The sequence below is a fragment of the Glaesserella sp. genome, from assembly GCF_041814905.1.
Taxonomy (GTDB): domain Bacteria; phylum Pseudomonadota; class Gammaproteobacteria; order Enterobacterales; family Pasteurellaceae; genus Glaesserella.
Genome location: NZ_JBGXYA010000034.1, coordinates 1 through 11920, shown reverse-complemented (window position 1 = coordinate 11920; position 11920 = coordinate 1). Strand labels below are relative to the sequence as shown.

General features: G+C 42.7%; 10 protein-coding genes. 4 read left to right on the top strand and 6 right to left on the bottom strand.

The window, feature by feature from the left end; translation table 11 throughout:
* Window positions 1–54 precede the first annotated feature (54 nt).
* From iolG to iolD, 3 genes are all read right to left on the bottom strand, one after another.
* Window positions 55–1065: an inositol 2-dehydrogenase gene (iolG, locus tag ACEYJ7_RS05030; RefSeq protein ID WP_373777988.1), complete on the bottom strand. Its 1011-nt coding sequence runs from the start codon at window positions 1063–1065 to the stop codon at window positions 55–57.
* Between the two features lies 1 nt (window position 1066).
* Entirely contained in the window at window positions 1067–1963 is an 897-nt protein-coding gene (iolE, locus tag ACEYJ7_RS05025) for a myo-inosose-2 dehydratase (RefSeq protein WP_373777987.1), read from the bottom strand.
* Window positions 1964–2041: 78 nt separating this feature from the next.
* Window positions 2042–3976 carry a 3D-(3,5/4)-trihydroxycyclohexane-1,2-dione acylhydrolase (decyclizing) gene (gene iolD, locus ACEYJ7_RS05020; RefSeq protein ID WP_373777986.1) on the bottom strand — a complete coding sequence of 645 codons (1935 nt, stop codon included), beginning with the start codon at window positions 3974–3976 and terminating at the stop codon, window positions 2042–2044.
* A gap of 275 nt (window positions 3977–4251) precedes the next feature.
* Between iolD and iolC the strand changes: the two genes are divergently transcribed.
* Together iolC and ACEYJ7_RS05010 are read left to right on the top strand one after the other, a co-directional pair.
* Window positions 4252–6168 carry a 5-dehydro-2-deoxygluconokinase gene (gene iolC, locus ACEYJ7_RS05015; protein WP_373777984.1) on the top strand — a complete coding sequence of 639 codons (1917 nt, stop codon included), beginning with the start codon at window positions 4252–4254 and terminating at the stop codon, window positions 6166–6168.
* A gap of 127 nt (window positions 6169–6295) precedes the next feature.
* The gene (locus ACEYJ7_RS05010) at window positions 6296–7123 is read left to right on the top strand and encodes a MurR/RpiR family transcriptional regulator (RefSeq protein ID WP_373777983.1); all 828 of its coding nucleotides are present in this window, start codon (window positions 6296–6298) and stop codon (window positions 7121–7123) included.
* A 35-nt stretch (window positions 7124–7158) separates the two neighbouring features.
* On the opposite strand, the gene ACEYJ7_RS05005 is transcribed toward ACEYJ7_RS05010, so the two are convergent.
* Window positions 7159–7458, bottom strand: coding sequence for a PTS transporter subunit EIIB (locus tag ACEYJ7_RS05005; protein ID WP_373777982.1), 300 nt, complete (start codon window positions 7456–7458; stop codon window positions 7159–7161).
* Between the two features lie 245 nt (window positions 7459–7703).
* Window positions 7704–8129 (bottom strand): hypothetical protein, encoded by a 426-nt coding sequence (locus ACEYJ7_RS05000; protein ID WP_373777980.1) that lies wholly within the window; start codon window positions 8127–8129, stop codon window positions 7704–7706.
* A gap of 153 nt (window positions 8130–8282) precedes the next feature.
* Between ACEYJ7_RS05000 and ACEYJ7_RS04995 the strand changes: the two genes are divergently transcribed.
* A complete protein-coding gene (locus ACEYJ7_RS04995; protein WP_373778017.1) occupies window positions 8283–8627 on the top strand; it encodes a helix-turn-helix domain-containing protein in 345 nt (114 codons plus the stop codon).
* Between the two features lie 322 nt (window positions 8628–8949).
* Window positions 8950–10341 carry a signal recognition particle protein gene (gene ffh / locus ACEYJ7_RS04990; protein WP_373777978.1) on the top strand — a complete coding sequence of 464 codons (1392 nt, stop codon included), beginning with the start codon at window positions 8950–8952 and terminating at the stop codon, window positions 10339–10341.
* A 58-nt stretch (window positions 10342–10399) separates the two neighbouring features.
* Here the strand turns inward: ffh and ACEYJ7_RS04985 are convergent.
* Window positions 10400–11920: bifunctional UDP-sugar hydrolase/5'-nucleotidase (locus ACEYJ7_RS04985; protein ID WP_373777976.1), on the bottom strand; the 1521-nt coding region annotated here is incomplete at its 5' end.

Sequence of the window (11920 nt, the reverse complement as noted above, 5' to 3'; positions counted from 1 at the left end):
CTCGTGTTTCTATTAATAAAAAAAGAGACCTCCGAAAAGGTCTCTTATCAAAAATTAAACAACTTCCGTTAATTTCACCGGACGATTTTCATCCAAGGATTTTTTCGCCGCTAAGGCAATTAATACCGGTTGTAAACCGTCATTTCCGTTCACTAATGTTGGTTTATCGTTAACAACCGAATCAACGAAACAGATCATTTCATCGGCAAAAGATTGCATATAACGCTCAAGGAAGAAATATTTCGGTTTTTCCGCAATCACTCCTGCTTCGCAAGAGTAAACTGCAGTTGAATCAGTATCGTTACGGGTTTGTACCGCACCTTTTGAACCGAAAACTTCAGCGCGTTGGTCATAACCGTAAACCGCTTTACGGCTATTATCAATCACACCGATTGCACCATTGGCAAGTTTTAACGTAATAACCGCAGTGTCGATATCACCGGCTTTACCGATTTCCGGATTCACTAACACGCCGCCAACCGCAAATACCTCGGTCACTTCACTGCCGGATAAGTAACGAATCATATCGAAGTCGTGAATAGTCATATCAAAGAACATACCGCCTGATACTTTGACATATTCAATCGGCGGTGCATCCGGGTCGCGGGAAGTCACACGAATCACGTGCGGTTCACCAATATCTCCCGCTACCACGCGATCTTTGATTGCTTTGAAGTTGTGGTCGAAACGACGGTTAAAACCGACTTGGAATTTCACCCCCGCTTTTTCAACTTCGGCTAATACTTGGTTAATTTTGCCGACATCCGCATCAATCGGTTTTTCACAGAAAATATGTTTGCCGGCTTGAGCCGCTTCAATCGAAATCGGCGCATGCGTGTTAGTAGAAGAGCAGACTAGCACCGCATCAATTTCCGGATCTTGCAGAATCTGTTTGTAATCATCATACACATTCGGAATGCCCATCGATTTTGCCCAGCTTTTTAGCTCATCGGTCACTTTAATATCCGAAATCGCTTTGATTTCTGCGCCTTTTACATACTTAGTAATACTCTCGGAATGTACGCGTCCGATACGCCCTGCACCAATAATACCTACTTTTAACATATTAAACTCCTGCAACTTCACGAATGTATTTGCGGCCTTTCAAGGCATATTCAAATGGGTTTGCCAACGCCGGATCTTGTTCTGCTTCAACAACCATCCAACCTTTGTAGTTATGTTTTTCGAGAATATCGAAAATCGGTTTAAAATCGATCACACCATCGCCCGGCACGGTGAAAGTCCCTTTTTTTACCCCTTCCAAGAAACTTAAATCTTTCGCTTTCACTTCTGCCACTACTTCATCACGCACATCTTTTAGGTGAACGTGGATAATGCGGTCGATATATTTTTCCAACACACCTAACATCGCTTTTTGGCAACCTTCCGAATAGTAAAGATGACCGGAATCAAATAACAGGTAAACATCATCATTCACCTCCGCCATATAGCGATCCACCTCTGCCGGAGTTTGAATACCCGTTCCCATATGATGATGTAAACAGACTCGCATTCCTTTTTCAGCGGCTAATTTGGCCAGTTCGTTATAACCTTCTGCCATTAATTTCCAATCTTGGTCATTAAATACCGGTTTTTCTTTAAAGACCGATTTCGTTGTGCCTTGAATACTGCGACTCTGTTCCGAACAACCAATCACCTTAGCTCCCATCGCATGTAAGAAATCGCGGTGTTTGATAAATTCACGAATGGTTTCCTCACATTTACCGTCCACAAAGAAGGTACTAAACCACGCATTACAGATTTGGATACCGCGGACATCGAGTTTATGCTTCAACACAGCAACATCACGCGGATATTTATTACCCACTTCGCAGCCGGTATAGCCGGCTAACGCCATTTCACTAACACATTGCTCAAATGTATTCTCTGCTCCTAATTCCGGAAGATCGTCATTCGTCCAACCGATAGGGGCGATGCCTAATTGAATGTTTTCTGCTTTCATAGAGAACCTCGTAGATAAAGTAAGTCGCAACAAGCGGTCCAATTTTGCAAAATTTTTGCAAAATTGGACCGCTTGTCATCAATATTTTCTGGCTTTAGCCAACTCTTGTTCAGCGCGCTGTTTTGCCGCACGAATACGTTCGCTGTCGGATACTTCGGCAACTCCGACGTGCCACCAACTGCCATAACCATGAGCCATGGTTTTCGGTAATACTTTCACATCAATGAGAGTCGAAACCGTCTGTTTTTTCGCCTCATCGAGCGCTGCGCGTAATTCGTTTTCATTGGTCACTCGATACGTTTTGCAGCCGTAAGCCGCAGCATTCATCGCAAAATCAATCGGGATTAACCCGCCGTTAAGCTGATTGGTTTGCGCATTGCGGAAGCGGAACTCGGTACCGAAACTATCCATACCGTTACCGATTTGAAGGTTGTTGATACAGCCGTTCGCCATATTGTCGAACAGCACCACATTGATCTTTTTACCTTCCTGAATGGAAGTCACCAATTCGGAATGAGACATTAAGTAAGAGCCGTCACCAAGCAATACGTAAACTTCCCGTTCCGGTTGGGCGATTTTGACTCCAACCGCAGCATTGACTTCATATCCCATGCAAGAATAGCCGTATTCCAGATGATAGGTATCTTCACTTTTAGATAACCAAGTACGCTGTAAATCACCCGGCAAGCTGCCTGCAGCGCCAACGATTACCGCATTGTTATCAATCGTTTCGTTCACAATCCCCAATACTTGGCTTTGAGTTAAACAAGAACCGGTCAGCTTAATAAATTCTTGATAAACCGCCTCACGATTCAGGTTATCTTTGATTTCCGGCTCAAAACCTTCGCGGTATTTCACTTGGCGTAAACGTTGTAATTCTTCGGCAAAATCGGCTTTAGCTCGGGCAATTTCATCTCCCCAAGCCGCTTGATAGTCTGCCGGTAGCGCTTGTGCTAACTGTTCTAACGCCTGTTTTGCATCCGCAACCACTTGCAGCGCATCCAGTTTATAAGCATCAAAACGAGCAATGTTGATATTTAAGAATTTCACATTAGGGTTTTGAAAAATCCATTTGGAAGACGTGGTGAAGTCCGTATAACGAGTACCGATACCGATCACTAAATCCGCATCTTTTGCCAAACGGTTAGCCGCCAAGCAGCCGGTTTCACCGACACCGCCGACATTCAGAGGATGAGCGGAAACAATCGCACTCTTACCGGCTTGCGTTTCGGCAAACGGAATTCCGAATTTTTCTGCAAAATATTGCAACATTCCGCCCGCTTGTGAATAGCGTACACCGCCGCCACAAATAATCAGTGGTTTCCTGTTAGCAAGGATAAGTTGTACCGCATCTTGAATTGTGACGTCAGTCGGCGGTGTACGCTCTATTCTATGAACTCGTTTTTGTAAAAATGAGAGTGGGAAATCGTAGCTTTCCGCTTGCACGTCTTGTGGCAATGCTATGGTGACGGCACCGGTTTCCGCCGGATCCGTTAATACACGCATTGCATTAATACAAGCGCTCATTAATTGTTCTGGACGTTGTATGCGATCCCAATATTTACTCACCGCACGAAAGGCATCATTAGTACTCATGCTTAAATCATAGGATTGTTCGATTTGTTGTAATACCGGATCCGGTTGGCGAGTAGCAAATACGTCGCCCGGTAACAAAAGCAGCGGAATGCGATTAGCGGTAGCGGTAGCTGCTGCTGTAATCATATTTGCCGCACCGGGACCAACCGATGAAGTACAGGCGATAATTTTTTGACGTTTATTCTGCTTAGCAAAACCGATAGCCAAATGCGCCATGCCTTGTTCATTACGCCCTTGATAAAGCGTTAATCCGCCGGCATCTTGCTCAAGAGCCTGCCCCATTCCTAATACGTTGCCATGCCCGAAAATAGCGGCAATCCCATGCACAAATTTTTGTTGTTTGCCGTCAATCTCAATATACTGATTATCAAGAAACTTGACGAGAGCCTGAGCAACTGTGAGTTTAACCGTCTGCATAAACACCTCTAACCTAGCGATATTTTCGTAAAATTTATTTCCAAAAGATAAATTTGGAAAATTTATTTCATTTCATGATATCGAATCAGTCACTAGGATGCTGTGATCTAGCTCTCATTTTTCTAAATTAAACCAGAAAACCATTATAAACCGTGAATAATTTGAAGTTTGTCACAAAAATGAATACAAAACCAATCTTAAATTTGAAATAAAAATTCCATTTTATATAATAATAAAAATCTGATTTTATATGTCATCGCAATGAGGAATTAACTATGGGAAAAGTAAATCATCAAGATCGTCCGCTCGATCTTATCTGTTTAGGGCGGGTTGCAGTTGATCTTTACGGGCAGCAAATCGGCTCCCGCCTCGAAGAAATGACTTCATTTAATAAATATCTTGGGGGATCATCAGGAAACGTTGCCTACGGTACAGCAATTCAAGGATTGCGTTCATCTATGTTAGCACGGGTCGGTGATGAACATATGGGGCGTTTTTTACGTGAAGAACTGCAGAGTGTAGGAGTAGATACCAGCCATCTGATTACCGATAAAGAGCGTTTGACGGCATTGGTGATTCTCGGCATTAAAGATAAAGAAACCTTCCCTTTAATTTTCTACCGCGATAATTGTGCGGATATGGCGATTACTAAAGAAGATTTCAGTGAGGACTATATTGCCTCAAGCCGTGTATTGGCAATTACCGGTACTCATTTATCTAACCCCAAAACCCGTGAAGCGGTACTCACCGCATTAGAATACGCCAGACGCAATGATGTAAAACGCGCCTTGGATATTGATTATCGCCCGGTACTGTGGGGCTTAACTTCGCTAGGTGATGGTGAAACCCGCTATATTGATTCTGCGGAAGTCACCAAATCATTACAAGAAGTGTTACACCATTTTGATGTGTTGGTCGGCACGGAAGAAGAATTCCACATTGCCGGCGGTTCTACCGATACTCTCACCGCGCTTAAAAACGTACGAAAAGTTTCTAATGCGGTTTTAGTCTGCAAACGCGGTGCTCAAGGTTGTTCTGTGTTTGAGGGAGAAATCCCCGAAGATTTAGACGGAGGTTTGAATGTTTATGGGGTACGCGTAGAAGTGCTGAATGTACTGGGTGCAGGCGATGCTTTTATGTCCGGTCTAATGCGTGGCTATATTAATAACGAAGGGTGGGAACAAGCCTGTCGTTACGCTAACGCGTGCGGAGCTTTAGTGGTATCTCGCCACGGTTGCGCACCGGCAATGCCGACTAAACGTGAATTGGATGACTACCTAAAACGCGCCAAATCAGTTCCACGTCCGGATTTAGACGAACGTTTAAATCACCTTCACCGTGTAACTACCCGTAAAAAACAGTGGAATGAACTCTGTATTTTCGCCTTTGACCACCGTAAACAGTTGGTAGATATGGCAAACAAAGTAGGAGCCGACATAGCTCGTATTCCGAAATTAAAACAGCTTCTCCTAAAAGCAATGATGCAAACTGCGGAAAAAGCCGGTTTAACAGAAGGTAAAGCCGGTATTTTGGCTGATACAACCTTTGGTCAAGATGCGTTAAATGAAATTACCGGTAAAAACTACTGGATTGCCCGCCCGATTGAAGAACCGTCTTCCCGCCCGTTAGAATTGGAATACGGTGATTTAGGCAGCCAATTAACCAATTTTCCGCGCGACCATGTCATTAAATGCTTAGCGTTCTACCATCCGAAAGACGCTCAAGAACTCAAAGCAAAACAAGATCGCAAACTACTTGAAGTGTATCAAGCATGTTGCCGTACCGGGCATGAATTGTTACTTGAAATCATTTTGCCGGCGACAATGGAACAAAAAGAAGAATACTACAATGAGATCATTGCGCATTTATACGAGTTGGGCATCAAACCGGAATGGTGGAAATTACCGGGCATTTCGGCAAAAGGTTGGGAAGCAATCAACCAAACGATCGAAGCGAAAGACCACGATTGTCGCGGGATTTTAATTCTTGGTTTAGATGCACCGATTTCGGAATTTGCCGAGGTGTTTAAACAAGCAAAATCCTGCGATAAAGTGAAAGGATTTGCCGTTGGTCGTACCATTTTCGGTTCACCATCCGAACAGTGGCTTGCCGGAAAATTATCCGATAATGAATTAATTGCGGCCGTTTCGGAAAAATATGAAGCACTTATTGATTGTTGGAAACAACGTTAATTTTTTTGATCTTTGATATTCGAGAAACGTAAATCCGGGCGGTATTTGTTTTTTACCGCCCATTTTTTACTCAAATAGGCTATAATAGCGGGATATTCTTAGGATAATCTCAATAACAAGTATAACAATGAATACATCGACTCAATTGACTAATTTTCAAAATGAAATCCGTAAACGCTATGACACGCTTAGCAAAAGACTAAAACAAGTCGCACAATATGTTTTAGATAATGGTAATAGTATTGTTTTCGACACCGTTTCAACCATTGCCGAAAGAGCAAATGTACCACCTTCAACCTTAATTCGTTTTGCCAATGCCTTTGGTTTCAGCGGATTTAATGAAATTAAGCAGCTTTATCGCCAAGGTTTGGTTGAAGAAACCGTCAGCTATACCGAACGTGTACAAATTTTTCGCCAAATTGAACCGCAATTAGACGAAGAAAATACCAGCTTATCGAATATTCTGAAAGTTTTCGTACAAGGTAACAGCCAAGCACTGCAACAGCTGGTAAAACAAACGACCGAACAACAGCTGGAACAGGCCGTAGAGTTGCTCGACAGCGCAAAACGTATTTTTATTATCGGCTTAAAACGCTCTTTCAGTATCGCTTGTTATTTAAATTATGCATTACATCATTTGGATTACGATGTATTTTTAATTGATGGCTTAGGCGGAATGTTTGATGAACAGCTTAGCCGTGTGCGCGAAGGAGATGTGATTGTTGCGATCAGTTTCTCGCCTTATGCGGCGGAAACGCTAGAAGTATTGAATGCAACATCCCGTCCGGGAGTAAAACATATTGCTATCACCGACAGCCAATTAAGTCCGCTATTGACCTTTAGTGATATCTCTTTTGTGATCAAAGAGGCGCAAATCAGCGGTTTCCGCTCTCAATGCGCCACCATGACTTTGGTACAAACCTTAGCGGTTTCACTTGCGCTACGCAAAGCTTAAGCAAAACGCATCGGGTGGGCAATCCACTCGACGATTTAACCTAACAATTGGTTGATCTGATCACGAACTTCTCCGGCTCGTTTGCCTAAAATCACCTGCAACGAATCACCGACCACAATCGAATCTACCGCACCGGCAGCTTTCAATTTTGCCTTATCCGTTTTTTTCAGACTAGCTAATTGAACTCTTAAACGGGTAATACAAGCATCGACCCGCTTGATATTTTCTTTTCCGCCCAATCCCTCGATAATCTCTTGTGCAATCTGCTCAGTCGATACATTTTCAAGGGGTTCTCTCTCTTTCTTTCCCAATAAGGTGGTTACTTTCTTCAGCATACAATGCTCCTTAATCATAAAATTAAAACTGTTGCTATTTTAATCATTAAAGCCGACCTTTCAATCTAAACATTGTCAATTTTGAATAAAAATGAAACAAATATTTCATGCAGTGGTGTGCAGAGGGGTTACGCTTGTAATTAAGAATAGTATTGTTAGATTGCAAGACAAGCGGTCAGATTTGAGGAGGAATTTGCAAAAATTTGGGGGAAACAGACCGCTTGTTTAAATTATGAATGTTACATTTATTTATCTTTATCACCACATTCAAAAATTTGAGCTGTCACTACATAGCTTGATACAAAAATATCTTGATTTTTGAGATGGGAACAATCGGCTCCATCAAAACATATTGCTTGCTCTCTAGCAATACTCAAAACGATTCTGCTCCCCGTGACATCAACAGCTTGATTACGTACATCATTTAATGCGCCTTTACGAGCCGCAGACATTGTTGAAGCATCTTGCTGAAATGGTTTAGGCGGAGCGCCATCATGCCCTTCTATTTCGCCTAAGAATTTACAGCCATATGGAGGGGAGTTTACTGTAGTTATTCCTCTTGCATTGTCATCTAATGCCTTTGGAATAAATGGCTTCGGCTCCATTACACACCCTGTTAGTAATATCAAAATGCCTGTTAAAGCAGATAATTGGATAAGTTGTTTATGCATATATTTTTTACCTATATTCAATTAGCGTACGTTCTCCTTTTTAATTATGCGTATAAAGCATAATTGAAGTTATTATATGCTTTGTGCGTTATTCAATCAAGGCAATAATTTCCTAAAAATATGCCATAAATGAATAAATCCTTTGAGGTAGATATGGCTCAGCCAATGGCTTCTGAAATAGATAAATTAATAGGGCAGCGTATTCAGAAGAAGCGAAGAGAATTAGGCTTTACGGCAGAAAAATTATCGGAGTATGTGAATTTAACTCAGCCACAACTTTCCCGCTACGAACGCGGTACAAACAAAATCAATGTGGCTCATTTGGTTGCGATTGCGACATTCTTAAAAACACCGATCAGCTACTTTTTTGCGGATTGTATGGAAGAATTTGGCTGGAATAATGATGAAATGGAGTTAGATCGCCATTGGCAAGAATTGAGTGCTTCACAGAAAGCGTTGTTTATTCCGCTGTTGAAGGAATTACGCAAAAATAATTAAATACATTCTACAAGCGGTGCGATTTATAAAAAATTTTGCAAATTTTCCCCTAAAACGCACCGCTTGTCGCATTCCAACGGGATGCAACCCACGGCACGAGCGGGACGCTCGCGCCGGTAGAGTGAATGATCCAACTTATCATCATGTTTGGTATAACAAAATGCCCCACAAATAAACCGCCTTTTTAGGTGGTTTTTTTGTATAATGCCCTCGATTTCATCTCTCACTTCCCTTCCTCCGCTTGCGGGGGAAGGTGCCGAAGGCGGAAGGGGGGATACAAGCGGTCAGATTAAGCCAATATTTTGCAAATAGAGAAAAGATTATGTTTGAGAACCTATCCGACAGACTGTCTAAAACCCTGAAAAACATTACGGGGAAAGGGCGTTTAACCGAAGATAACATTAAAGATACCCTGCGTGAAGTGCGTATGGCGTTGCTAGAAGCCGATGTGGCTCTGCCTGTGGTGCGTGAGTTTATCAATAAAGTCAAAGAGCGTGCCATTGGTGAAGAAGTTAATAAGAGCTTAACGCCGGGGCAAGAGTTCTTGAAAATCGTGCAAGCCGAGCTTGAAAAAGCGATGGGCGAAGCAAACGAAGGGTTGAACCTTGCCACCCAACCGCCGGCGGTGATTTTAATGGCGGGTTTGCAGGGGGCGGGTAAAACCACGTCTGTCGGTAAATTGGCGAAATTCTTAAAAGAACGCCATAAGAAAAAAGTGCTTGTGGTGTCTGCCGACGTTTATCGTCCGGCGGCGATTAAACAGCTTCAAACGTTGGCTGAAGCGTTAAAAGTTGATTTCTTCCCGACTGAAACCTCGCAAAAACCGGTTGAAATTGCAGAAGCGGCATTGAAACACGCTAAACTCAATTTCTTTGATGTGTTAATTGTCGATACCGCCGGTCGCTTGCACGTTGATGGCGAGATGATGGAAGAGATCCAGCAAATTCACTCGGTGTTAAACCCGATTGAAACCTTGTTTACCGTCGATGCAATGACGGGTCAAGATGCGGCAAATACTGCCAAAGCCTTTAACGAAGCCTTGCCACTCACAGGGGTGATTTTAACTAAAGTGGATGGCGACGCTCGTGGTGGTGCGGCGTTATCCATTCGTCAAATTACCGGCAAACCGATTAAATTCTTAGGGGTTGGCGAGAAAACCGATGCCCTTGAGCCGTTCCACCCTGATCGTATCGCTTCACGCATTTTAGGTATGGGCGATGTGCTGTCCTTGATCGAAGATTTACAGCGTTCTGTCGATCAGGAAAAAGCCGAAAAAATGGCGGCTAAATTCAAGAAAGGCGATGATTTCACCCTTGATGATTTCCGTGAACAGCTCGTAGAAATGAAAAAAATGGGCGGTATGATGTCGATGCTTGATAAATTACCGGGGGCGAAAAACTTACCCGATCACGTTAAAAATCAAGTCGATGACAAAATGTTCATCAAAATGGAAGCGATCATCAATTCAATGACCCTGAAAGAGCGTGCTAATCCAGACATTATCAAAGGTTCACGCCGTCGCCGTATTGCGTTAGGTTCAGGTACTCAAGTGCAAGATGTCAATAAACTGCTCAAACAGTTTGACGAAATGCAACGCATGATGAAAAAAATGCGTAAAGGCGGTATGGCAAAAATGATGCGTGGTATGAAAGGAATGATGGGCGGCGGTCTTGGCGGCTTAGGCGGACTGGGCGGCATGTTCGGGCGCAAATAACACTTCACATCGAATAAGGCAGGTAAACCCTGCCTTCATTGTTTAGTTTTCTATCTGACTATTTCAATCCGATAATTTCCCAACGATTGTGAGATAAGCCTTCGATTTTGCCTTGTTTCACGTTGGTGATGTAATCAATCAACATATTTTGAATCGTACCGGCTTCTTGACCCATTGCGACTTTAGATTCCCAAACCACAGGGATTTTCTGACCTTCAAAGAGACCGCCTTTTTTAGTTAATTGACCAAAACGATAAGAGTTCATACCCACTTTGAGTTTCATCTCATCGGTCACTTTGCGTCCGTCCGCAAGGGTTAAATCTACGATTTTGCTACCGCTTGGGTTGCGTAAATCAATTTTATAACTTACACCGCCGAATAAGTCGAAAGTCACATATTTTGATTTGCCACGCACTTCGTTATAACGGTAGTTGGTATCGCCCGGTTGGATCGTATCAAAGTAATCCGCTGACCATTCCATATATTGTTTGAGCTGTTTACCCGTCATTTCGTATACAGACACGTCACCACCTGCATAGCGGTAGTTGTAAATAATGTCTTTTTTCTTAATATCGCCTTTATCTAAACGTACTGTTTCATAGTCAAAGGCAAACGACACCACGTCCGCTTTGCTGTAATATTGTTGCACATCGTGAATGAGTGATGACATTCCCGTATCTTTTGAGAACGCAATAGATACGCCGTGATTTTTGCCTTGTGGGATCATATCGTTTGCAACTTGACCGATCACGACGTTATTTAAACGACGGAGTTCTTCGTGATACGGTTTGTAGATTTCCACGATTTTTGGATCAGATTCCAATTTATTAACAGGCACGGTTTTTGCAGATTTTGACAGCAATTTAACCGCTTGTTTATCGTCCACATCAAAGGTTAAATCCACTTCAGATACAACCGTGCCATAGCGGTGTGGCTCGGTGATTAGGGTGTTTTTGATGGTTTCGCTCGGTACGTTTTTATGCATATGTCCTGCGATAATCACATCAATGCCGTCCACCGCATTCACTAAATCCGCCACGCCCGTATCTGCAACGTTGTTCTCGTTTTCAATGCCCATATGTGCAATAACGATAATCGCATCAACGCCTTTCGCTTTTAAGTCAGCGATTTGAGCTTTGGTTTCTTCGATTGGAGAAGTAAATTTCATATTATCGAGATAACCTGTGTCCTTCTCAAAAATCGCAGACATCGGCGTAGTTAAGCCGATAATGCCGAGTTTTACCCCGTCTTTTTCAATGATAGTCGTTGGTTCAAGATAACGTTTACCGTCTTTGTGATAGAAGTTTGCGGTGATTTTTTTCGCCTGCATATCTTCTAAAATAGCATCTAACGCAGGCATACCAAAGTTAAACTCGTGATTACCTAAAACGAAAATGTCGTAATTCATCGCATTTAACACTTTTGGCACCGGGTTGTCTTTGGCGTATTCCGGCGTTTTAGCAAAGACTTCCACTTGGTTGTCTTGAATCGCATCGCCCACTTCAACTAACAATACATTTTTGTTGTTTTTACGCACATCATTCACATAGGTTGCAATTTGCGCATAAGAGCCTGAACG

Bases quoted from the DNA above. Each gene is read 5' to 3' on its own strand.
- iolG (WP_373777988.1), bottom strand. From the start codon at position 1,065: ATGTTAAAAGTAGGTATTATTGGTGCAGGGCGTATCGGACGCGTACAT.
- iolE (WP_373777987.1), bottom strand. From the start codon at position 1,963: ATGAAAGCAGAAAACATTCAATTAGGCATCGCCCCTATCGGTTGGACG.
- iolD (WP_373777986.1), bottom strand. From the start codon at position 3,976: ATGCAGACGGTTAAACTCACAGTTGCTCAGGCTCTCGTCAAGTTTCTT.
- iolC (WP_373777984.1), top strand. From the start codon at position 4,252: ATGGGAAAAGTAAATCATCAAGATCGTCCGCTCGATCTTATCTGTTTA.
- ACEYJ7_RS05010 (WP_373777983.1), top strand. From the start codon at position 6,296: ATGAATACATCGACTCAATTGACTAATTTTCAAAATGAAATCCGTAAA.
- ACEYJ7_RS05005 (WP_373777982.1), bottom strand. From the start codon at position 7,458: ATGCTGAAGAAAGTAACCACCTTATTGGGAAAGAAAGAGAGAGAACCC.
- ACEYJ7_RS05000 (WP_373777980.1), bottom strand. From the start codon at position 8,129: ATGCATAAACAACTTATCCAATTATCTGCTTTAACAGGCATTTTGATA.
- ACEYJ7_RS04995 (WP_373778017.1), top strand. From the start codon at position 8,283: ATGGCTCAGCCAATGGCTTCTGAAATAGATAAATTAATAGGGCAGCGT.
- ffh (WP_373777978.1), top strand. From the start codon at position 8,950: ATGTTTGAGAACCTATCCGACAGACTGTCTAAAACCCTGAAAAACATT.